Raw genomic sequence first — 22023 nt, 5'->3', positions numbered from 1 at the left:
TCATGATTAGGCCTGGTGTGCACGGCTCCTGGAACCGGCGGCCGGGCCGGGTGGAAGCCGCTCGGGACGTTGCATGGGTTCGGCCGTGGTGAGCCAGCGGATCGCGGAGGTCATCGCGGTGCCGTTGAGGCGGTGCAGAGTTCGGTCCAGGAGCGGCCGGTCCGGGAGCCCCAGGGGTTCGCGGGCCCACCGCGGCAAGGTGGCCACCGCCGCTCGCACCAGGGCGCGGTAGCCGGGTCGAACCGCCACCGGCACCGGCACGGTGCGGATGAACGTCGCCACATCACGGGCAGCCGGGGTGCTCTGCAGTTCCGGCCGGAACTCCCGGAGCCCGTGCTGCAACTCGGCCCGCGTGGTGGGCACCTCCGATGACCCCAGGGCTAGGGCCACCCTCGCGGACTGGGAGACGTAGGTGTCGTAATCGGACTCGTCGAGGCTGCGACGGCCGAAGCGTTCGTGCGCGGTGAGAAAGGAGTCGATCTCGGCGATGTGCACCCAGGCCAGCAGGTGCGGGTCGTCGGCCTGGTACGGCCTGCCGTCGGGCGCCGTGCCGTTGACCCGCCGATGGACCGCGCGGACGATGTCGACCGCCTCCTTGGCGTGCTCGGCCGTGCCGAAGGTGGTGGTGGCGATGAAGGTAGCGGTGCGGGCCAGGCGTCCCCACACGTTCGTGCGGTAGTCGGAGAAGTCGTCGACAGCGGCCATGGCCAGTGGGTGCAGCGACTGCAGCAGGAGGGCGCGCACGCCGCCGATGTACATCGAGGCGTCCCCGTGCACGATCTGAATGGGTGAGCCTGCGCTGTACCAGCGCGGGCCGGCGGTGCCGTGGATGCGGTACCTGGCCTGGGCGCCGTCGGGCCCGGCCACCATGCCCAGCAGGGCCCGGCTCATCCGGTTGCGTACGGAAGTGATCGGCATCCTCTCAGTCTGCCGGTAACGAGGGAGGTGTTCCAGCTCGGGTGCGGGGCTGGTCCGGTGGCGCGGGTTGCTCTAGCATTGCCACACCCCGCACCGGCCCAGCGGGAAGAGGAACGCCATGGTCACCGTCCGGACCCAGCAGCCGGTTGGTGTTGCGGGCCGCCGGGCGGGCGGTGCATATCGCGACGGGGGTCGGCGCGGTGGCCCCGTACTGGCGCGCTGCCTGGTCGCGGCCGCGGCAACGGCTCTTGCCCTGATCGCCAGCGGTGCCAGTGCGGCGGCGCTCGATGGACCCTCACCCGGGCAGGAGGAGCCTACGCCCACGAGCCTCGGGGAGGGGCCGGCGTCCACGAGCATCGCGGAGGGGCCGGCCTCCTCGCATCCCGTCATCGACGTCGCCCGCCAGTACAACGGGGTGCCGTACGTGTGGGGCGGGGGTACTCCGGCCGGCTTCGATTGCTCCGGGTTCGTGCGGTATGTCTTCGTCCAGGTGGGCATCGACCTGCCCCGCACGGCGGACTTGCAGGCCGGTGCCGGCTACCGGATCCCGGCAGCGGAGGCCGTTGCCGGTGACCTGGTGTGGTGGCCGGGGCATATCGGGATCTACACCGGCGACGGTCATCACATCGCCGCTCGGAGCCCCGGAACGCTGGTGCACGAGAGCCCGATCTACATGGCCGACCCCACATTCATCCGGGTGTATGAAGAGGAGCTGCACGGGGGGTGAGCGAGCCCAATCGCTTGGGGTGGGTGAACTGATCATACCGGTCCGCGGCCGGGTAGGTGCCGATTCGGTCCATCCTGGGGGAGTGGGGTAGCATCGTCGCGTCCCAGTCGGCCGGAAGGCGATCGGCGCGGGGCAACGGGCTGTGGCGCAGCTTGGTAGCGCACTTGACTGGGGGTCAGGTGAGTTAGAGCGGCGGGACTGTCCGAAAACTAAACAACGGGATGTGGCGCAGCTTGGTAGCGCACTTGACTGGGGGTCAAGGGGTCGCAGGTTCAAATCCTGTCATCCCGACAAAAAGCCCTGGTGAGAGGCAACTTTCACCAGGGCTTCGTCGTTTCCGGGGGTGGTCACCGGCTGGTCCACTTGCTCGATCCACTCGAGCCGCCCGCTGCTGAAGTGGACCAATCCCGTTCGACCTCGATGCCCGTGGAGTGCACCAAAAGGTGCCCATCGAGTGGACCAGAATCCGCGCAGGGCGATGCTCCGGCCCCCTTCTGAAGGGGTCGGAGCGTGGGTCCAGCAATGGTCACAGGCGGGGTCCGGCGCGGCGGGTGGTGTCCCTTCTGGTGGGGGCTGCGGAGAGGAACTGGTTGGCCTGTCTGGCGGCTTCGGCGAGGTGCCGGTGGTCGGGATGCAGGTAGCCCTTGGTGGTCTCGATCGATTGGTGTCCGAGGATCTCCTGGAGCACGTGCAGCGCGATGCCGGCGTCGGCCATCCAGGTCGCTCCGGTGTGGCGGAGCCCGTGGCGGGTGAGGTTGTTGAAGCCGAGCTCCTTCACGAGGTCGTCCCAGTGGGTGGCGTCGCGGACGGTGGCGGTGGTGAGGACGCCGCCGCGCGGCCCGCGCAGGAGCGGAGTGTCGGGCTCCTTGCCGTCGGTGAGGCGTTCGAGGATGGGTTCGAGCGCGTCGAGCATCGGGACGGGGCGGTCTCTGCGGCCTTTGGTCTGTTTGATGACGAGGCCGCCTTTGCCGGGGTAGTGCTGGCGTCTGATCCACACGATGCGGTTGTCCCAGTCCACGTCCCCGGCCTGCAGTCCTGCGACTTCGGAGCCGCGGGCGGCGAGGAGGGCGGCGAGCATGACGTGATCGGAGTAGGACTGGTGGACCTTCCCGCACGCGGTGGCGAGCTTCTGCAATGTCGGAAGGTCTGGGAGGGCGTACTGGCGGAGTGCTCCGGTGGTGTGGGTGACGTGCTTGCCGAGGTTCCGGCGGGCGCGGTGCTTGGCGGGGTTGATGGAGATGACGTCGTCGCGGACGGCTTCGTCCAGGACGCGGACGAGTGGGGCGATGGAGTTCTTGATCGTGGAGGCGGAGTGCTCGGCTTCCCAGGCGTCGATGGTGCGGTCGATCATTCCGGCAGTGATCTTCGCGACGCGGATGTGGCCGAGCGCGGGCAAGACACGGAGCCGGAGCCCGGTGTCATAGAGCTCGGCGGTGGAGGTCGGGTCCAGGCCTCGTTGCCAACGGTCCCCAATCGAGGCGGCGTAGTCGGCCAGGGTCACGGTGGTGTCGTTGCCGGTCTCGGTCGCGGCGCGCATCTGCTCGAAGAACTCCTCGACCTCCTCGGCGGTGCGCACGTGGCTGACTCGGCCGACGCGTTTATGGGTTGCCGGATCGGTCCATCGGACACGGGCACGGAACCCGTCGACGCGGCGTTCGACGTCGGTGGTGAGCTTCACGCCGACCGGAGGCATACGGCGATTGCGGGGATCAGCCACGTGCCGCCTCCTGTTCGCGCACCCAAATGCGCACCGTGACGGGGTTGTAGCGGTAGACGCCGCCGACCTGCACGAACGGCGGGCCGACCTTTTCCCGACGCCACCGGGACAGTGTGGCTTGGGAGACGGTCAGGAACTCCGATGCCTCCTTGGGGCACCACAGCGGCTCGACCGTGCCGATGCCGCGGTCACTGGGCAGGCTCGTCATCGTCGGACACCTCGCCGGTTTCCGGGTCGGCGCCGAGGCTGGCGTAGAAGGCGTCCTCGGCGGCCTGGCGGTGGGCGACGTCGGCCTTGACGAACTCCCGGAAGTCCGCCGTCCGGTCAGGGATTACGATGTCCTCGATCGCCTCCGTGGGGGTCTCGCCGGGCCAGGCGGTCTGCCGGGTGGCGCGGTCGCGGTCCAAGCGGGTGCCGCAGGCGGCCACCCAGTCGCGAAGGCGCTGGCGGGCGTCGGCGAAGTCCCGGTGCCAGCCGTTGGGTGCTGACCCGTTCTCCTCCGGGTCGTAGGCGCACAGCCAGTGGAGGTGCAGGGCGCTGAGCTCCCAGACCAGCTCGGGGTGGCGGTGCCAGAACGGCGGGACCACGCTGGCGGGGAGCCCGTAGGTGTGGCGCAGCCAGGTCACCCACTTGTCGAGCTCGACCCACTCGCCGGCGGCCTCCTCGGCGGTGAGGAGGTTCCAGTTGACCGGATGCGGCGGCTCTGCGAGCAGTTCGGCGTCCCCCTCCGACGCCTCCGGGTCGGTGTCGTCGTGCAGCGGAGCGGGTTCGGGCTCGTCGGGCTCAGGGATGTCATCGACCTCGGCCATCAGCGTCTCCTCAGTCACAGCCCGACCGCCGATGCGGCGGACGGAGAGGGGCGACGCGGCCCCTCGCTGCGCACGGGCTCCCTGTCTGCGGCGGGCGCCGGCGCTTCTCGCTCGGCGGCAAGAGCGCTGCGCGGGCCGCGGTCGACGTCGTAGTTGGTGCGGGCGAGGTCGTGGCCGATCTTCTTGGCGACGAACTCCTCGCCCTGCACGGTCTGTCCGTCGCGCTCGTACTCGAACGGGTGCGTGTAGCCCTCGGCGACGAAGCTGTCGCCCTTGGCGAACCGCTCGTGCGCCCGCTCGGCGGTCGCCCGATACGCCACGAGGTCGTGGAACGTGGTCTCCAGCTCCGTGAAAGAGCCGTCGGGCTCTTTGCGGTAGTGCTCCTGCCCGACACGGGCGTAGAACCTTGCCTCGCCTTTGCCGGTGTGGCTGAGCTGGGGGTCCGAGGCGATGAATCCCGTGAACGACTCCTGCGTGTGAATCGTCATGACGATGGTCCCTTCCTGGCATCGGCGGCCCCCAGGGCGGGGCCGCTCTTGTCAGTCAGGTGCGTCAGGGCTCTCCTGCGGTCGCCGCCGCAGCCGTTCCTCGATCCCGGTGCGGTCGGCGCGGAGCCGGGTGGCGTCGGGCCGGTCGGTCCATGTCCGCATCCGGGTGACGATGGGCGGCGCGGAGCGCAGCAGCACGAGCGCGGTCCCGAACGGCAGGGTGCGGATCGCGTCGGGCGGCATGACCGGCACCCGCCGGATCGAGCGTTGCGCGGAGCGGGACCCGTGATCGCCGACCGTGGTGGAGTCGATCACCTCGTCCCGTTCGCCGGTGAGCGTGGTCAGGTCGTGGAGGTCTTTCGAGTTGGAGGCCCCGCCGAGGATGATCTTGACGATGCTGGCGTCCCAGATCGCGCCGGCCGCGTTCTCCGACCACTTCTCCCGCGCTTGGGCGAGCGACTGGAGCACCGGCATCGTCGTGATCCCGGTGCCGCCTCCCTCAGCCATCAGCGTCGGCAAGGACGGCAGGGGTGCGAGATTGCCGACCTCATCGAGCGCAAGTAGCAGCGGCGGGTCGAGGCGTGCACCGGGGCTGTGGGCGGCGATGCGGCGGGCGGCTTCCACGAGGTCTTCCACGAACGCCGCGACCAATGCTGCGGAGTTGTTCGCCCCGGCCCCGGTCGCCAGCAGGTAGAGGGTTCCTTTGGCTCGGAGGAATGCTTCGGGGTCGAAGTTCTCACCGGCTCGCGGCGAGACGGCATCGAGTACGCGAGGGTCGGCGAGGGCGGCGAGAGCGAGGGAGACGCCTTGCCAGATGGAGTCGCGGGTGCGGGGGTCGGAGTCGATCATCGCCTGTAACGACTCCGACCACCCGACAGCCGCGTTCTGGTTGGCGGTTAGGATCGCCACCGCATCCGCGGCAGCGGACGGGTCGAGGGTCCAGCGGAACAGCTCGCCGGGCGGTCGGTGATCGAGCGCGGCGGCGTGCAGGAGCGATTGGAGCGCGGTGCGGGTTTTGCCTTCCCAGAACCTGCCGCCTTCGACACCGCCGGCGGACAGGCCGGTGCCGGCGGCAAGGCCGGTGGCACGGATCATCGCGGTCAGCGGGTCCTCGCACCCCCGGATCGGCGACCAGCGCAGCCCCGCCGGGACACCCTCGGCGAGGTGCTGCGGGTCGAACACCGCAACCGGGCCGATGCGTTCACGGGCACGGAGGGTCGCGGTGAGGTTGTCCGGCCGGGTGCTGGTGGTGACGACCGCGCCGGGCGCGTCGAGGATGGCGTTGATGACGATGTGGGCGCCCTTCCCAGAGCGCGGCGGCCCGATGAGGAGGATGGAGTCCTCGACCGAGGCCCAGACGCTTTTGCCGCGTGAGGCGCCGATCCGGTAACCGATGTCCTCCGCGCAGGGCTTGTCGAGCGAGGGCCGCAGGTGCCCGCCCCGCCGCAGCAGCGCGGTCTCGGAGGCGGCTTTGGCGACTTCGCTGCGGGTGGCGATCCCGGCGATCCGGTACGGGTCGGCCTTGACCTGGCGGCCGTGGTCGCGCAGCAGCCGCCACACCCACCAACCCACCGCCCCGGCTCCCAGGATGAGGACGGCGGCGGTTGTCCAGTACGCGACGACGTTCAGCCCTGGCGCATCGAGAGCGCCCGCCGGGTCGCCAGGGTTCAGCAGCACGCCCAGGCCGGCTTCGACACCGCCGGCGGGTGGGGATGTGCCGGTGATCCAGGCGGCGACCGACCCGGCGCCGCGGAGGATGCCGGCCAGGAGCGCGGCGCCGATGAGGAGGGCAATGCCGAGGTTGCTGAGCTCGTCTCCGAGCGACCCGGCCGGGCGCGGAGTGCTCATTCGGGGTGCCCGATGGTGAGGGTGCCGGAGACGCGGCCGAGCAAGATGACCTCACGGGTCGGACTCGATGCTGCTTGTTCGGCGGTGAGCAGGGCACGCATGGTCCCGTCTGGGGCTGCGTCACCGTGGACAATGACGATGGCGACGGCGACATCCTCGCCAGGCACGAACCCCTCCCCGTGCAACGTGACCAGCTCCGGCATCGCTTGTCGTGCGGGCGATTCCTGGGCAAGGGCTGGTTGGGGGCGGCGGCGTGTGCTGGGGGTGATGATGTCGGTGAACACGGTCCCGTCCGCCTCACGCACCTCGACCCGCACTGGCGACCGGCGCTGGTCGGTGAGTTGATCGAGGACGCGGGCGAAGTCCTCCCGCCGCCACGCGGGTGCGAACGGCTCCGGCTCATACGGTGCCCCGTCGACGGTGACCGTCATCCTTCCGTCAGAGGCAATGTCCATGACGACGTGCGGCAACACCACAGGCACGGCGTCGTCTCGGTGTTCGGGTTCGCCGGTGGTGCGCTTGTAGCGGGGGCGGGTCATCAGGATTCCTGCCGATCGTTCGAGAATCCCGAAGAACCGTCGAGATTCGTGAACTCGCGGGAATCTGCGGTCATGCGGGTGGTGGTGTCGAATGCGGCGAGCTCGGCAGGGTGGAGCTGGTGCTGTACGACGAAGGAGCGGTCCTTGATCCGCCAGAGTCCTTGCCCGGTGCCGAGGCCGGGTAGGAGCTTCTGTTCGGTGCCGGTCAGGCCGAGGGCGGTGGCGGTGGAGCCGAGCTGATCGGCTTCCTGCCGGTAGACGATCCGGGTCTCCGCGTTCGCCAGCAGACTCGATGCGAGAGCCCTCATCGCGGAACCTTGATCGCCGACGTTGTCGAGGTCGGAGAGCTTGTGGAAGATGAGCATGTTCGCGATGCCGAAATGGCGGGCGAGCCGCCATTGCGCGTCCATCCGCCGCAAGAGGCTGGGGTAGGCCATCAGGCGCCACGCTTCGTCGTAGATCACCCACCGTTGCCCGCCGTTCGGGTCCGACAGCGCCGATTCCATCCACGCACTGGAGCAGGTCATCAGCACGGAGATGAGCGTGGAGTTCTCCGCGACACGGGACAGATCCAACGACACCATCGGCAGCGACGGATCGAACCTCACCGTGGAGGGACCGTCGAACAGTCCCTGGAGGTCACCGGCGACGAGGCGGCGCAGCGCGTGGCCGACCAGGCGGCCGTCCTCGGCAAGACGTCGGTCCTCATCATCGGCGGGGCTGGGGGCCAGGATACGGTCGACAACCATCGGCAGGATCGGCACCTCCGCCGACCGCACCGCATCCCGCAGGGCGAGGTCGATCGCGGTGTGCTCCAACGGCGACAGCACACGATCCAGCACCGTCTCCGCCAGCGCCCCGATGAGGTCGCGGCGGCGGGAGGCAACCTGCATCGCCCACTCCGCGTCGGAGACGGCGGAGGGCCGGTGTCCCTCGTCCAGCGGGTTGAGCCGGTTCGATAGCCCGTGGCCGAGAACGATCGCTTTCCCGCCGACCGCTTCGGCGACGGCGGTGTGCTCGCCCTTGGGGTCGCCGGGGACGTAGACGCGCCGCCCGAACGGGAGCGAGCGGGTGTAGAGGGACTTCGCCAGGGAGGACTTGCCGGAGCCGACAATCCCTGCGAGAACGACGTTGGGGGCGGTGATGAGGCCTTGCTGGTAGAGCACCCACGGGTCGTAGACGAACGACCCACCGGAGTAGAGGTCCTGGCCGACGAATACGCCCGCCGAGCCGAGGCCCCCTTCGGCGAGGAATGGATATTGCCCGGCGAGGGTCGCGGAGGTGTCCTGGTGCTTCGGAAGCCGCAACCGCCCCGGTGTCCGCAACGCGGCAGGACCGGACTCGCCGGCGGCCGGCAGGTACGTCGTTGCGCGCTTTTCTGCTTGCTCGGCTTCCCATCTGGCTTTCGCCTCCGCCTTCCGTGTGTCGCGGGCGGTGGTCTCTATCCGGGTAGCGGCCTGCTGGCGAGCTTTGCGGTTCCGTCGCCGCTCACCTTCCGGGCCGACCAGCACCGCCGTGTGCAGACGGCCCTCATCCTTTCCGGTCACAGCGCCAACCCCCGCCCGTGCGAGGCGGATGCGCCCGGCCGGCGGGCGAACCAATCCGTCGCCTCCGAACGCGCCGCCCGCACCGGCGCCCGTTCGACCGTCCGCCGTGCCGGAGCCGGAGTGGGCGCGGCCGTGTCGATGTTCAGTAGCGCTGGGTCCCGTACGGCGTCGTGGATGCGAAGCAGCGAGACGTGGCCGAGGAAGGGACTGTACGTGAGGGTGTAGACATCCCCGGTGGCGGTGCGGTCCAGGGCGCCGGTCGGGGGCTGGTCGTAGACGTACCCGTTCTCGAGCGCAGCCTGGGTCGTCTCCTCCCCGAAATCCCACTGCGCCAGATGCTCGATCGCCGCGTCCGTCCCGTCTCGTTCGATGATGTCCAGCACCGGGTCTGCTTCCTCGCCTTGGAGGAACACGACACTGACCCACCGCCTGCCGCCCTGCTTCTCGGGGAGGTCCGGGTCGCGGTCGATCAGCTCGATTAGGGTGTCGGGGTGCTGACGGGCGGCATCGGTCACCCAGTCCGGGAACGCCCCGTCGTTGTCGGTGCGCTGGCCGGGATGGTCGATCGCGAACTGGCGTGCGTCGCCTGCGGCGGAGAGGAACACCGCGAGCTCGCGCAGCGCCCGCTCGGGTGAGACGGGGGCGCCCGTGCCGGTGAACAGGTCCCGTCCCTCGATCGACTGCCCGGTGGCCGGGTTCTCGATGCGGTACGCGTACCGCTGATGCTCGCCCAATGGTTCGTCCGGCCACACCGTCAACCTCAGCTCACCCGCCTGCACCGTGGTGCGCGTCGCGCCGGTCGTGTCGAGGGGTTCGGGTGCGGGGTGCCAGGCGATTCGCCCGGACTGCGACATCGCCGCATCGACCCGGTCATGGACCGTGTCCAGCAGGGTGCCGGCCTGGTGCAGCTCATCCGCCGCCGCAAGCGCCGCCGTCGCCCCGGCGGGCTGGCTGCCCGCGTCGGTGTGCGCGCGGGACCGGGCCTCGATGTGGGCGGCGGCGAGCTGGTCGAGCACCTGCCGCAGCGACCGCACCCCGGCCAGCAGTTCCCCGAGCACCGGGTACGTCTCGGCGGGGTCGTCGAAGGTGCGGGTGGCGTGGGCGAGGCCGCGGAGCGCAGCGGATGCCTCCATCGCGTCCTCCACGGGGTTGTCGAAGGTCGGCATGATCGGGACTCCTCACAAGGGAACGGTTGATGGCGGGATGGGTCAGACCGGGCGGCACAGCGGTAACGCGGTCGCGGTGAACGCCTGGGCTTGCTGGCCGACGAGGCGGCGGGTCTCGCAGGAGGCTTGGATCGCGGCCTGCTCGACTGCGGCCACCGCGGCGTCGAGCTCGTCCACGGTCGGTGCGGAGACGGAGACGAGGCCGGAGACACGGAGGACGCCGTGCCCGGCGGTCAGGTCCGCCTCCTGTTGCAGCACGTCGTCGAGCTCCGCGCTGGAGGCGGCATCCTCGATCTGTCCGATCTTGCGGCGTTGGGCGGCGTCGGAGATGAGTTCGGTCTTCTTCTTCCGCAGGTCCCTCGCGGCCTGGTCGGCGCGTACCGGGGTGTAGTGCAGGGCGAGGGTGCGGAGGATGCCGTTGGACAGCACGAGCGAGGCAAAGAACCCTGGGTAGACCTGGGAGCGGGGCCATTCAGTGATCCACAACACCGCATGGAAGGCACTGTCGGATCGCAGGCGGTCCCAGGTCTCGGTGACCGCCACCGGCCCGGCGGTGGCAAGATCGCGGCCGAGGTCGCCGTGGCGTTCCAGGGCGGGGGCTGCCGCCGGGTCGTACGCTCCGCGGAGGATGACGGCGACCTCGCCAGGGGTGAGCCACCCGGTCGAGGTGAGCTCTGCCGCGCGGAGCGCCGTGCTCAGGGTGGTCATCTCCTGCCGCAGCACGGCCGCAGCGCCGCGTATGCCGCCGCCGGAGGTTCTGATCTGCCGGGCGCTGTTCTTCATGTCCAGGGCGAGGCTGATCGTGGTCGCGTGGCGTTCCCCGGCGGGGCCGGCACGGTCGATGAGCTCCTGGTAGGTGGTCGCGGCCCAGGAGCCGTCGTCGGTGCCGTGGGTGCGCCACCACTCCGCCAACCCCGTCCCCGAATCCGGCAACGTCCGCTCAGACACCTGAATCCGCGCGATCCGCCCGGACCGGCACGCGGCGGCGAGCACGCGGCCCCACCCTGCGACGCGGCGTTGCTGCTCGCCGGGGTCCAGGAGCACGAACGCCGGGTGGGAGACGCCGAGGATGACGGTGAGGGTCTGCGCGTGGGGGTCGTGGACCATCGCCGCCCCCGTCTCCGGGTCTTCCCATTCACGCAGCGGCGCCGCGTCCCCGGGCAGGGCGAGGGTGTCGGCCGGCCGGGGCTTGATGACGCGGCGCCGGTAGATGAGCTGGCCTAGGTAGGTGCGGGCGGCCCAGCGGGTCAGGATCGGCACCCACTCGATCAGCTTCCTGCCCCCTGCCGGGATCACGGCGAGGAGGGCGGCGCCAGCCCAGACCGGGGACGTCCAGGCCAGACCCATGCCACCGCTGGTGTAGAGGGAGGCGACGACGGTGAGGATCGCGATGCCGAGGACGATCAGTTGCGGCAACGACAAGCCCAACAGGATGCCCCGTCGGGTGAGGCGGGAGAACTGCACCGGCGATAACGGGTACTCGGTGTGCGTGGAGGCCATTGGCTCATTCCTTCCTGGACGGCTTCGAGGACGGAGGCGGCGGCGGGTCCGACCCCCGCGATGGCGACGAGGGCGCAGCGGGCGGCGTCGAAGGTGCCGGACGTGACGACGGTGTGCCTTGCGCGGGCGGGACCGGCGGCGGAGTGCTCTGCTCGGCCGCAGCCCCGGCATGGTTCTCCGCGGCACCGCCGACAGCGGCACCGGCCTTCGGTCCGGCGGTCGCGGCACCCTTGACCACCGCACCGCCGACGACCACCGCCGTACCGACAGGCCCCGCGGCCGCACCAGCACCCGCGCTGGCCCCCGCCCCCGCCCCCGCTCCGGCTCCGGCGCCTGCTCCGCCGGATGACGCGGCAGCGCCCCCGGCAGTTCCGGTCGCCCCGGCACCGCCCGATGCCGCCGGGCCACCCGCAGGCGGCGGCATCGGCCCACCCCCTCCGACGCTTCCGCCCCTGGGCTTGCCGCCGGTATCACTACCGCCGTCGAGGACCTTCTTCGCACTGTCACCCTTGGGTGCGGACGGCACCGGAACCGGGCGATTCAATGCGGACTTCGCCTCCTGCTCGCTGGACATGGCGTGGTACATATCGAACCCGACGAAGGACAGGAACTTGTAGGTGATGTACGGCGCGAACGCGGCGACGAACATCAGCACCACCCCGGCAATCGGGTCGCTGATAGAGGCGAGGCCCGCTTCGATGGGGGCGGAGACTTGCCCGATCGCGACGAGGAAGATCACGACGAGGACGAGCTTGGAGAAGATGAGGGCGATCACGAACGCCGCCCACTTGGCGAACCAGCCCTTGGTCGCATCCCATGTCGCCCCGGCCAGGGCGACGGGGCCAAACACGATCGCGACCAGCAGCAGCGCCTTGCGGATGAGGAGGCTGAACCAGACGATCGCGGCCGCACTGATGGCGAGCCCGGCGAGGAAGATGGTCAGGATCGCGCCGACACCGGGAGCAGCGATGTTGATCCCGGCAAGTCCCGTGGCGAGGAGCCCGATCTGGGTCCCCATTCCTTCCATCGTGTTGCCGGTGGCCTGCACGATCCCCACGCAGAGCTGATCGGTCACTTCCAGCAGCAGCGCGGTCAGGGTGATGACGAGGAACGACCCGAGGACGGACTTGGCAAGTCCCAGGGCGGCGCGGGACAGGGCGGTGGGGTCGCGATGGATGAGGCCGGTGATGAGTTGGAGGCAGAAGAACACGAGCATCACAAAGACCGCGACGCCGAACAGAACGTTGTAGACGCCGACATACTCAGGACTGGTGACGTCGACCAGGGTGGTGGTGTCGAACACGGTCCAGACCGCCTCGAACAACCAGGCAGCCGCGCCGGCCATCGCCTGGCCCAGCCAGTCGAACGGGGCCGCGATCAACGACGCCGTGCCCTCGCCCACGGCGTCGCACACGGCGGAGATGACCGGGACATCGCACACGCTCACCGCACCCACCCCCACGGGAGGCGCGTTGCCGGGGTGGTCATCAGACGGCCTGCCCGACGCCCCAGAAGAAGTTGATGAGCGTCACCGCGGCACCACAGATGATCGCCGCACCGCAGGACACGAGCACGCCGACTTTGCCGCGGCTGGCGAGGTGCGGGTTGGAGGAGTTCGCGCCGAACCCCCATACGATCGCCGAGATGATGAGGGCAAGGACCGAGAGGATCAGGCCGACGGTCATGACGGCGCCGACGATGATGCGTAGCTGCTCGATGCCGGGAAGACCAGAGCTGTTGGGGTCGATGTCGATCACGGGGATGCTCCTGACTGTTCGCGAGACGTGTTCTCGGCTGTCAGGTGCACCCCGCCACCCAGCGACAGGCGGATAGCCTGGGCTGGTGGAAATCGTTCTGGCCGCCAGCGCCGTCATCACCGACGACGCGGGACGTGTGCTGCTCGTGCTGCGTGGCACCGAGCCGGAGAAGGGCCGCTGGTCGATCCCCGGCGGCAGCGTCGAGCCCGGCGAAACCCTGGCTGAGGCGGCCGCGCGGGAGGCGTTCGAGGAGACTGGGCTGCGGGTGTCGGTGGGGCGTGAGCTGTGGTGCGTGACGATCCCGGCCGGCGAGGGGCGGGTGTTCGAGGTGCACGACTTCGCCGCCACCGTCACCGGCGGCGAGCTGGCATCGGGCGACGACGCGGACGATGCCCGCTGGGTCGCCGCCGCCGAGCTCGACCAGCTCCCGGTGACGGCGAACCTTGCCGACTATCTGCGCGGCGCCGGCATCCTCACCTGACTCCGGCTGGTCAGAGCTGTTCGCCGACGCCGAGGAGGAAGTTCGCCCAGGCCACGCCGGCGCCGGCGAGCGCGGCGGCGCCGACCGAGACGAGCAAGCCGGTGCGGGCCTTTGTCGCGGCCTGGTAGTTGCCGCTGGATGAGGCGACCGCCCACACGATCGCGCAGACGATGAGCATGAGCGCGGCGATGATGAGGACGAACATCAGCAGCGCCCCGACGATGGAGCGCAGCTCTGCGGCACCGCCGACGCCGCCGAAGTCGGGAAACACGTCCATCAGGCCCCACCGCCCGCGGTGCAGGTCGCGAGGGTGGTGTCCCCGCCGGTGACGCCTTCCGCATTGTGGTCGGCGAGCCAGGCGGTGGCGTCGACGGCGGGCTGCCCTTGCCCGCCGGGGTGGATTTCCAGGTGCAGGTGGGGTCCGGTGGAGCGGCCGGACGAGCCTACATCTCCGATGTGCTGGCCCGCGGTCACGGTCTGCCCTTCGGTGACGTGGATGCCGGTCTCCCACATATGCGCGTAGTACGACGCGACCCGCTCGCCCCGGACGGTGTGCTCGATGATGACCAGCCCGCCGAAGCCGCCGCTGTAGCCGGCGTGCACGACCACCCCGTCCGCGATGGCGAGGATCGGGGTGCCGTCCGCGGCGGCAAGGTCGGACCCTGCGTGGAAGGCGCGTTCCCCGGTGAACGGGTCGGTGCGCCACCCGAAGCTGTCGGTGTCCACCCACGTCCCTTCGGGAAGCGGGAACACGATGCGCGTCGTCTCCGGCACGATCGGCGCCCCGCCGCCTCCTCCGCCGGTGGGCGCAGGGCGGGTTAGGGCGGCGAGGATCGCCTCGGCCACCGGCTGGTAGTTCTGGTAGCGGTCCGGGTAGGCGGATACCTCGACGGCCTGGGCGGCTTCGCCGGGGTCCATCTGCTGCCAGCCGGGAATGTCCAGCAGCCCCCGCGGGGAGGGGTGGTTCGGGCCGGTCTCGCCGCCGTAGAACGCTCTGGCCTGATAGGTCGAGTCCATCAGCTCGGCGACGGTGCCCCACCCAGCGGCGGGACGCATCTGGAACAGGCCCAAGGAGTCGTGATCGGACCCGTTGCCATCGTTCGGGAAGTCGCCGGACTCCGGGTAAGTGCCGGTGTTGGCGAGCATCCGCAGCGTGGACTCCGTGAGGGCGGCCATGAGCGCGATCACCACGCCGGGACGGCCGACACCGCTGGTCTGCCCGCCGACCGTGATGATCGTCGCGGCGTGGGTGAGCTGGGTCCGGTTCAGCGTGACCGTCTGCCTGTTGCGCGTCGTCGCGGTCAGCGACTCCGGGATCGGCCCCACAGCGAGGGAGCCCGGTGCGCATGCGGTCATCGCAGGATTGACCACGGCCGCCACCCCGACAAGCACGACCGAGGGGGCGAAGAACAGCAGGGCGACCGCGAGAGCGGCGAGCTTCTTCCACACAACAACCACCTGCTCTCAACGGAGGGGGTTGTCGAGTTGGGACAGGCGCAGTAGCTCACAGGTCGTGCCGGTGATGCCGCGGCCTGTGACCGCCGGGGTGCAGACGATGAACACCGTGAACGACACCGGCCGGGACGCCTCCACAGGTTCGGTGTCCCAGGTGCCGTCCCGGTGCCGGGTGCCGTCAATGGTGTACGCGACGGTGCCTGCGGGAATCTGGCCTGGTGCGGCCTGCGCGACCGCGGTCTCCCACGCTTCCGGGATGACCGCGGTATCGACGATGAGCCATTGGCGGGTCTGGTACTGACGGAGCTGCCCCCACGCCTCCACACTCGGCAGATACGCCCGCACATCCCCCGCCAGCGCGGCAGCCTCCTCATCTGCGGCGACATCCGCAAGCATCTGCGCGTAGTCCATCGGGCCATCACCGGTAGTGGTGTCCCAGGTGAACAGCGCGCTGGCGACCGCGCGGGCGAACGCCTCCGGGCCGCCGACCTGCGGCACCGCCACCGGCCCCTCACCGGACGGCCCGGCCGGCGGGGCGGTCACGGTGGAACTCGGTGTGTCGGCGGGAGTGGAGTCGGTGCGGGGTGCGGGGCCGCGCAGCAGCCCGTAGATGCCGACACCGACCAGCAGGAGCAGCACGAGCCCGCCCGCGATCGTGGCGATCAGCAGACGACGACGGCCGCGATCAGCGAGGGTGGCGGGGTCCATGCGGGTCCTCCCAAGAGGCGACAGGTAGGTGGTCGCCGGGAAGGTGCACACACGCCCCCACGAAGCGGTGGTCAGGCGATGTGCTCGCTGCGTTCCTGCGCCCGGCGGGCAGCGCGGGCGGTATCGGCGAACGCGATCGTGCCGGTGACGGTCTGCTCGAACCGTGACCATTGCTCCTCGGTCAACGCCGGGCCAACCTCGTCCGGGTCATGGTGCAGCCACCATCCGGCCATGTCGTCCCAGATCGCGACGAACACGGTCAGCGGGAACGGCACCGGCTCACCCTGATCCTCGACCGCGGTCAGCGCGGGGCGCGGGGGTTTCCGGCCGGTCTTCTTCGCGGCCTTCACGCGGGCGAGCGCGGCCTGCGCCAACTCGTCCAGCTCCACCGCCCGCGCCTCACGCTCCGCCGCCCGCACCTGGACGGCCTCGGCGCGGGCCTGCTCGCGCACATCAGCGGGCAGGGTGGGGTCGGCGGCGACCTGGTCGAGCTCGGCGAGGGAGAGTTCGGCGTTGACGCGCAGGTGGGAGGGGTAGACGCCTCCGCCGGCCTTGATCCGCTCGACCTCCTCCGCCGCGCGAGTGCGCACGGACTCGGGCTGGGATTCGTCGGCGGCGAGGTGTTCGAGTCGGCCGATGCGCTCCAACGTGGTGTGCGAGTCGCGGCCGGTGACCATCTGCGCAGCCTGCACGGCGGCCTCACCGGGGGTGGTTTCCCACGGTGCCGTTAACTTAACGGGACCGTCTTCTCCGGCCTCGTCGGCGGCGTGGAAGCGGGTGGCCTCCTGGCGGCGTGCCGCGTCTTCGGCGAGCAGGGTCTTGAGTTCGCGGTAGAGGCCGGCGGCCTCGAACTGGGTCAGTGGCTTGTGCAGCAGGTTGTCGTCCTGCTCCGCGAGGAGCTGCCCGAGCCGGTCCGAGACACCACTGCGGACCCACACCTTGACGGTCTTCCACCCGAGCAGCTTGATCGCCGCCAGGCGGCGAGCACCGCAGATGAGGTGCCCGTCGAGGGTGATCGTGATCGGTTGCAGCAGGCCGTTGCGCCGGATCGACTCGACCATCGCGGTCAGGTCGCCGTAGTCCTGCCGGTGCCGGCGTCCGACACCGATGGAGTCCACAGCCCGCTCCAGCTCGATGTGCCCATCCTGCGGAGTGCTCACGGGTGATCAGCTCCGCTATCGGGGGCGGCAAGGCCCGCGGTCAGCACGAGGTCATTGTCACGCCATAGCGCTCGCAACGGCTCGCCGATCAGAAGCCGCACCACCAGGCCACGCCCGGCGTTGGTGTGTGCAAGGGAGGGGTCGGGGTTGCCGAGCACAACCCGCAGCAGCGTCGTCCAGGAGGTTCCGGGCAGGTCCAGGAGGGCGCGGGCTTGCCGGTCGCGGCGCAGGACCTCGAAGGCCGACGCTCGCGACACGGATTCGGCAAGCCGCCCGGTGATGTACTCCACCCCGGCCCGCGCGGTCTCCGGCGCCCAACCGACGCGGCTGAGGAACGCGATCGTGTCCTCCACCGCCGAGCCCACGTTCATCGTCCGCTCCAGCAGCAGCTCCTCGTCCTCGCCGAGCACGTCCTCCTCGTCGTCGGTGAAGGGGTCGACGTGGAACGCGGGGTGGTAGTCGGGCAGCGGGTTCTCCCGGTCGCTGAACCGCTCCGCGTCATGGAACACCGAATAGCGGGGCCGGCGCGCCTGGTGCACGGAGCACAGTAGGCCGTTGCCGCGCTCCTCACCGATGCAGGTCACCTGCACCGCACGGGTCACCACCGCCCACGGGTCATCCGCCCGACGAGTCGCAGCTCCCCGCATCGCCTCGAACGCCGCAGAGGCAGCCTCCCACGGGTCCAGGCCGTGCTTGCGAGCCAGGGCGGCGTACTTGTCGGCCGCGTGCCGCATCAGCGCGGCAGCCTCCGGGTCGTTCCGCCACGCGCCCTTGCCGGCCTCATGGAGTCTGTTGAGGAGCGCGCGTAGCGCCTCCGAGTCCTCGAACCAAGCCCGCTCCTGGTCGCGGGTGCTTGCCTTTGTCATTCCGGCACCTCCTGAACAGCAGGTGCGCACACGTCCCCCAGCCGTGGGGCTCGCCGGTGCATGAGGGACGCGCATGGCTCAGGTCACCCCAACCCGATCCCGGACCGTGACACCCACGAATGCCGCTCACCAGCCCCGCGGCCGAACGCGGTCACCGGCAACAACTTCCGTGCCCGCTCGCTCACAACCCGCACGCCCGAGCGCGCGATCGTGCGGGTGCCCCGGTATGTCTGACCGGGCGCGCGGCGGGTGCGGCGGGCGAGCTCGGCTTGGAAGTCGATGCCTTGCCCGGCGACCCTGCCCATCCGCGAGGCCAGCAGATCGGACGGGCGCACCCACACCACCCCCGACCTACGCTTCCCCGCCTCCGCCGCATCGGGCATCTTTTGCGTCGCCGCGGACGGGTCGCCGTGGCGAGCCAGTTCAGACACCTCCCCGTCACCGCTCGGATGTGCCTCGTCGGGCGCCTCGGATTCCTCCCGGCGGCTTGCGGGATGCTCTGCGAGCCGGGCGGTGCGTTGTTCGTCGTCGTTCATGTCGTTTCCTCCGTGTCGGGGCCGGTCAGGACGGGCCGGGCGAACCAGCGTCCGACCGTGGACGGGTGCACTCCGAGGTGGCGGGCGATCTGCTTGTTCGACCAGCCCTCCTCCTCCCGCAGCACCACCGCCACCTCACGACCCACCGGTGCGGGCCCCATCGGGATCGGTGACGCGGCAACCGTCGACGTCTCCTCGCCTGACTCGCGCGACGGCTCGGGCTCGGGTGCGGGGAGGGGGCGGGTGAGGATCACGGTGAGGTGGGTGATCGCCAGTAGCACCAGCGGCGGCACCGCCGCCACCGACGCGGCGAGCACACCGGGCACGTCGGCGTCGGCGGCGACGACGGCATGGATCGCGTTCGCGGTCACCGACACCACCGCACCGGCGGCCAGCAGCGCCCACGGATACCAGGCGGAACGTTGCCCCGCGAGCGCGACAACGGAGACCGTTGAGACGACGATGATGCCGTCCACGATGAATGGCCACGCCCACGCCTGCCCCGCATCCACCCCAGAGCGGCGGGCAAGATCAGCGAGAGCGGTGAACGAGAGCCAGAACGCGCCAGCGGCGATGAGCACCGTCCCGGCCACCGCGGTCGCCACTGCGACCCGGCCACCCCACGTTGTCGTCGCCGGGTTCACGAGAGCACCCGACTCTCGAGCCGCATCGTCTGGCGCGGCACTTCGCGCTGTATTGCCGGCGCGGAGGCGGGGTGGATGTGGGTGGCGCGGTAGGCGGAGCGAATCGTGGTCGTGACTTCCCGCGGCGACAACCCAGAGTGCTCGGCAGCCGGGGCGAGGGCGTCGACCATCTCAGGCAAGGACATGCCGGCTTCTGCGAGGCGGCAGGATGCCCAGAACAGGCCCCGGTTGCGTTCGCCTTCGCCGCGTTGCGCGACCCAGGCCGCCAGCCGGCTGGCATCCCTTGGAGCCGGTCCGGTGCGCCCGACGTGTCGTGGATCAGGGCGCGGGTCCAGGAAGTCCCGCAACGCTCCCGCGTCCACCGGGCACGGAAGCTCTTGCGAGCCGCCGACCAGCGCATACGAGACGCGCCGATCACCGGTGGCGATCACGGAGGGCGGGACAATGACATAGCCGCCGTCACCGCGGAAGTCGACTCGTGCCCGCGCGGCCTGCCACGAGGGCTGCGGACGGTCCGGATCGGCCGGATAGTAGGCGTGCATCCCACCCGAAGGAGTCCGCACCAACGCCACCCACCCCTCGACCAGGCCGGCACGGCGGGCGCGACCGAACGCACCGAACCCGTGCCCCTCTGCCTTCCGATCCACATCGACGACATCCATCCCAGACACGGCACCGGTCGGAACACCGATGTTCGCGGACGGCCACCGCCGCCACCACCCCGCAACCCGGCCGGCGTCAGTAGTCGCGTCGCGGAAACCGTGCTCGATCCGGGGCCGCTTACCGCCCGGCACGCACGGGAACACCGGTACCCCCGCCTCCGCGAACCGTGCCGCAGCAATCGCCGGCGGGAGGCCGGCGACCTGGGCGAACAACTCTGCCGGGCTCATCACAGACTCCTCACCGCGGCATCCGCCGAGCGAGATGCCCGCGACGGCTCCACCGGTGGCGGCGTAGTGCGTTCTGCTCGCGGGATGTGTTCGGCTCTGGCAGTGTCACGGGTGAGGCCGGGTGGGTCACCGGTACCGACCTGGGCCGTCGGGAGAGCGTCGAGGATCGCCCCGGCGATCTTGCGGACACGCTCCCCAGTGGCCTGCACTACCTCGGCCGGGTCCTTGTCCTTCACCGTGCCCGCCCAGCCGGAGACATAGGGGATCGTGTAGGCGGTGGTGTCCATGCCATGTGCGGCACCGATCATCAACGCCACCGACTCCGCCTCCACTTCACCTACGCCGCGATGCCTTGTCGCGTCCGGGTTATTGGGGCCGTGCAGCCTCACATGCGCGAGCTCGTGAACGAGAGTCTTCACCTGCGCGGCATCACCCATGTTCGTCCGCACCGCGACCGTCCGATTGGTGTAGTCGGTCAGGCCGTTCGCGCCACCGATCTCGCTCTCGTGCTCGACCCGCAACACCGCGAACCCCTCCGCCTCCACCAGGCCCGCCAGCCCGTCCCAGAGACCCGCGGGGGCATCGCCCTCCAGCAGGACCGGCGACGGACGCTCCGGGACCGGAGCGCCGGCAGTCTGGGAGACATCCCACACATAGGCGGACTTCCCGCCGACCATCCGGGAGCGCATCAACTCACCCGGCTTCGGCTTCTCGAATCGGCCCAGCCGCCGCCACGACGACACATCCTGCGGAGTCGAGGACGCAAAACTGCCCATCACCGGAGCGAAGATCATGTACCCCGGCTGGCCCTTCTCCACCTGCCTGCCGAGCGTCTGCCATTGCTTGTACCCTGCGATATACGACGGCTCCGCCGCTTGCACGCGCCCCTGCTCGAAGGCGTCGAGGTGCTGGGCGAAGATCATTAGCGTGTTGCGGAACGAGCGCGCCCGGAACCGGGCAGCGAACTCCAGAGCGCGCTTCCAGTCCTCACCGGAGACGAGCTGGTTGACCGCAGTCGACAGCCGCTCGTGGAGCTGTTCGAGCTTCGCGTCGCGTGTGGCCCGTCTCTCCTCGTCCGTCGCCATCATGAATCTCCTCCCGGCGGGGCCCACGGCGCGTGCCGGTGACCCTTGCGACCATGAGGTGCGCCGGGATCTTCATGAGAGTCAGCCGAGCTTCGGGAAATCCCGTCAACAAGGACGGCTCCACGGTGAGCCTTGCGTATGGGTCTACTCACTACCAGGTTCGAGTGGCCGCTGGACCCTCACGCCTTCTCTTGCAACGATCAGCCCCCCATTGCGCGACGAACAGCGCACGTTAGCGTCGATTCTGGGCGTCGCCGAGAAGTGATCAGCGATGCGCGACGCGATATTCCGATGGACTCATGCTGTATCTGGCTCGAAACCACCGCGCCGCGACACGTGGATCATTCCACCCGCAGCGCTGAGCAATCTCGCGAACGCCGAGTTCGGAATGAAGCAAAAACTGAGCGAACTTCTCGGTACGTATTTGGTTCAATGTACGCATGGGTGAATCCAGACCCCCACCGGAGAACAGGCGGCACAACTGAGAACGTGAGAGGTGCGCGCGACGCGCCAGATCCGCTAATGTCCATGGTTCTTGCGGTGCATCCGCCATCGCCCGTAGCAAGGACATGACACGGTCGGTGGCCGCGCCTGGAAGCGCTATTCTCTGCGCACCCAAGTCAGAGGGTTTGTAGTTGGCTAGGAGTGCGGGAAGCGTGAGCTCTGTGATCCTTGCCAGACCGGCGACGGTCCGGACGGCTGCCACTTCCACCGAGTGAGGCTGATGATCCCACAACCGTCCAACTTCTCGCCAGATGACGGAAGTCTCGTGGACTATGCCTTGACCTAGATCTAGTACTAGCGCTGAACCGTCCCAGTTTGACGGATGCGCTCCTGGCCGGACGCGCTCGATGTCGGGAAGCTGCCACGACATCTGGCTTCGAAGAAATCTCTCGCTCATTCGAACGATCAGGGTCGCAAGCGGGACATGTGGAGATAAGAGATACGTCTGGCGCTCGCCGAGCGCGATGGCCTGGCCTGCCCACACAGTGATCGTCTTTGATGAAGTTTGAATATATCCGCTGCCGCGTTTCACCAGGATGATCTTCGCAGTCTCTAGGGGGCCGAAGCGCGTCGGCGCATCGAAGAGCGCATCCCGCACTGAAACCCGCGCCATCGGATATCCGAGCGCACAAGAACTCTGCCCGCTGGCGCGGGCATCGACCGTTCTCATCTAGATGC

Annotated in this window: 24 protein-coding genes and 1 tRNA gene; 3 read left to right on the top strand and 22 right to left on the bottom strand. The window is 69.7% G+C overall.

What is annotated here, in order from left to right; genetic code table 11:
• Window positions 1-6: 6 nt before the first annotated feature.
• Window positions 7-918 (bottom strand): oxygenase MpaB family protein, encoded by a 912-nt coding sequence (locus ACPL7H_RS06850; RefSeq protein WP_424796268.1) that lies wholly within the window; start codon window positions 916-918, stop codon window positions 7-9.
• A gap of 118 nt (window positions 919-1036) precedes the next feature.
• Between ACPL7H_RS06850 and ACPL7H_RS06845 the strand changes: the two genes are divergently transcribed.
• On the top strand, window positions 1037-1645 hold the full coding sequence (locus ACPL7H_RS06845; protein ID WP_424796267.1) for a C40 family peptidase: 609 nt from the start codon (window positions 1037-1039) through the stop codon (window positions 1643-1645).
• Window positions 1646-1862: 217 nt separating this feature from the next.
• Window positions 1863-1936 (top strand) — tRNA-Pro (locus ACPL7H_RS06840).
• A gap of 235 nt (window positions 1937-2171) precedes the next feature.
• Here ACPL7H_RS06840 and ACPL7H_RS06835 read toward each other — a convergent pair.
• The 11 genes from ACPL7H_RS06835 to ACPL7H_RS06785 are packed head-to-tail and all read right to left on the bottom strand — an operon-like array spanning window position 2172 to window position 13016.
• Complete coding sequence (locus ACPL7H_RS06835; protein WP_424796266.1) at window positions 2172-3362, bottom strand: tyrosine-type recombinase/integrase; 1191 nt, start codon at window positions 3360-3362, stop codon at window positions 2172-2174.
• Entirely contained in the window at window positions 3355-3570 is a 216-nt protein-coding gene (locus ACPL7H_RS06830) for a helix-turn-helix domain-containing protein (RefSeq protein WP_329863790.1), read from the bottom strand. The genes ACPL7H_RS06835 and ACPL7H_RS06830 overlap by 8 nt, the downstream gene beginning before the upstream one ends.
• Window positions 3551-4171 carry a hypothetical protein gene (locus ACPL7H_RS06825; protein ID WP_424796265.1) on the bottom strand — a complete coding sequence of 207 codons (621 nt, stop codon included), beginning with the start codon at window positions 4169-4171 and terminating at the stop codon, window positions 3551-3553. Before ACPL7H_RS06825 ends, ACPL7H_RS06830 begins: the two co-directional genes overlap by 20 nt.
• A gap of 14 nt (window positions 4172-4185) precedes the next feature.
• A complete protein-coding gene (locus ACPL7H_RS06820) occupies window positions 4186-4659 on the bottom strand; it encodes a single-stranded DNA-binding protein (protein WP_329863786.1) in 474 nt (157 codons plus the stop codon).
• A 51-nt stretch (window positions 4660-4710) separates the two neighbouring features.
• Window positions 4711-6507 carry a type IV secretory system conjugative DNA transfer family protein gene (locus tag ACPL7H_RS06815; protein WP_424796264.1) on the bottom strand — a complete coding sequence of 599 codons (1797 nt, stop codon included), beginning with the start codon at window positions 6505-6507 and terminating at the stop codon, window positions 4711-4713.
• Window positions 6504-7046, bottom strand: coding sequence for a hypothetical protein (locus ACPL7H_RS06810; protein WP_329863782.1), 543 nt, complete (start codon window positions 7044-7046; stop codon window positions 6504-6506). The genes ACPL7H_RS06815 and ACPL7H_RS06810 overlap by 4 nt, the downstream gene beginning before the upstream one ends.
• Window positions 7046-8593 carry an ATP-binding protein gene (locus ACPL7H_RS06805; RefSeq protein WP_424796263.1) on the bottom strand — a complete coding sequence of 516 codons (1548 nt, stop codon included), beginning with the start codon at window positions 8591-8593 and terminating at the stop codon, window positions 7046-7048. The genes ACPL7H_RS06810 and ACPL7H_RS06805 overlap by 1 nt, the downstream gene beginning before the upstream one ends.
• Window positions 8590-9759, bottom strand: a complete 1170-nt coding sequence (locus ACPL7H_RS06800; RefSeq protein WP_424796262.1) for a hypothetical protein — start codon at window positions 9757-9759, stop codon at window positions 8590-8592. Before ACPL7H_RS06800 ends, ACPL7H_RS06805 begins: the two co-directional genes overlap by 4 nt.
• 42 nt (window positions 9760-9801) lie before the next feature.
• Complete coding sequence (locus ACPL7H_RS06795; RefSeq protein WP_424796261.1) at window positions 9802-11259, bottom strand: SCO6880 family protein; 1458 nt, start codon at window positions 11257-11259, stop codon at window positions 9802-9804.
• 4 nt (window positions 11260-11263) lie between these two features.
• Window positions 11264-12706 (bottom strand): conjugal transfer protein TrbL, encoded by a 1443-nt coding sequence (locus tag ACPL7H_RS06790; protein WP_424796260.1) that lies wholly within the window; start codon window positions 12704-12706, stop codon window positions 11264-11266.
• A gap of 40 nt (window positions 12707-12746) precedes the next feature.
• Window positions 12747-13016 (bottom strand): DUF6112 family protein, encoded by a 270-nt coding sequence (locus ACPL7H_RS06785; RefSeq protein WP_022883069.1) that lies wholly within the window; start codon window positions 13014-13016, stop codon window positions 12747-12749.
• An 85-nt stretch (window positions 13017-13101) separates the two neighbouring features.
• On the opposite strand from ACPL7H_RS06785, the gene ACPL7H_RS06780 reads away from it, so the two are divergent.
• Complete coding sequence (locus ACPL7H_RS06780; RefSeq protein ID WP_329863773.1) at window positions 13102-13497, top strand: NUDIX domain-containing protein; 396 nt, start codon at window positions 13102-13104, stop codon at window positions 13495-13497.
• Window positions 13498-13507: 10 nt separating this feature from the next.
• On the opposite strand, the gene ACPL7H_RS06775 is transcribed toward ACPL7H_RS06780, so the two are convergent.
• The 10 genes from ACPL7H_RS06775 to ACPL7H_RS06730 form a co-directional block, all read right to left on the bottom strand.
• Window positions 13508-13774, bottom strand: coding sequence for a DUF6112 family protein (locus ACPL7H_RS06775; RefSeq protein WP_329863771.1), 267 nt, complete (start codon window positions 13772-13774; stop codon window positions 13508-13510).
• Window positions 13774-14946, bottom strand: coding sequence for a M23 family metallopeptidase (locus ACPL7H_RS06770; RefSeq protein ID WP_424796259.1), 1173 nt, complete (start codon window positions 14944-14946; stop codon window positions 13774-13776). Before ACPL7H_RS06770 ends, ACPL7H_RS06775 begins: the two co-directional genes overlap by 1 nt.
• Before the next feature lie 15 nt (window positions 14947-14961).
• Window positions 14962-15660 (bottom strand): hypothetical protein, encoded by a 699-nt coding sequence (locus ACPL7H_RS06765; RefSeq protein ID WP_329863768.1) that lies wholly within the window; start codon window positions 15658-15660, stop codon window positions 14962-14964.
• 71 nt (window positions 15661-15731) lie between these two features.
• Window positions 15732-16820: a ParB N-terminal domain-containing protein gene (locus ACPL7H_RS06760; RefSeq protein ID WP_329863766.1), complete on the bottom strand. Its 1089-nt coding sequence runs from the start codon at window positions 16818-16820 to the stop codon at window positions 15732-15734.
• Complete coding sequence (locus ACPL7H_RS06755) at window positions 16817-17686, bottom strand: hypothetical protein (RefSeq protein ID WP_424796258.1); 870 nt, start codon at window positions 17684-17686, stop codon at window positions 16817-16819. Before ACPL7H_RS06755 ends, ACPL7H_RS06760 begins: the two co-directional genes overlap by 4 nt.
• A gap of 83 nt (window positions 17687-17769) precedes the next feature.
• The gene (locus ACPL7H_RS06750) at window positions 17770-18222 is read right to left on the bottom strand and encodes a hypothetical protein (protein ID WP_329863762.1); all 453 of its coding nucleotides are present in this window, start codon (window positions 18220-18222) and stop codon (window positions 17770-17772) included.
• Entirely contained in the window at window positions 18219-18827 is a 609-nt protein-coding gene (locus ACPL7H_RS06745) for a DUF2637 domain-containing protein (RefSeq protein WP_329863800.1), read from the bottom strand. Before ACPL7H_RS06745 ends, ACPL7H_RS06750 begins: the two co-directional genes overlap by 4 nt.
• Window positions 18828-18862: 35 nt before the next feature.
• Window positions 18863-19756, bottom strand: a complete 894-nt coding sequence (locus ACPL7H_RS06740; protein WP_424796257.1) for a bifunctional DNA primase/polymerase — start codon at window positions 19754-19756, stop codon at window positions 18863-18865.
• Entirely contained in the window at window positions 19756-20844 is a 1089-nt protein-coding gene (locus ACPL7H_RS06735; protein ID WP_424796339.1) for an ArdC-like ssDNA-binding domain-containing protein, read from the bottom strand. Before ACPL7H_RS06735 ends, ACPL7H_RS06740 begins: the two co-directional genes overlap by 1 nt.
• A gap of 262 nt (window positions 20845-21106) precedes the next feature.
• Complete coding sequence (locus ACPL7H_RS06730) at window positions 21107-22015, bottom strand: helix-turn-helix transcriptional regulator (protein ID WP_424796256.1); 909 nt, start codon at window positions 22013-22015, stop codon at window positions 21107-21109.
• Between the last annotated feature and the right edge of the window lie 8 nt (window positions 22016-22023).

Source organism: Pseudactinotalea sp. Z1732 (assembly GCF_049724975.1).
Taxonomy (GTDB): Bacteria; Actinomycetota; Actinomycetes; order Actinomycetales; family Beutenbergiaceae; genus CALKWS01.
The sequence above is the reverse complement of the archived record's forward strand: the minus strand, read 5'-3'. Positions and strand labels throughout refer to the sequence as shown.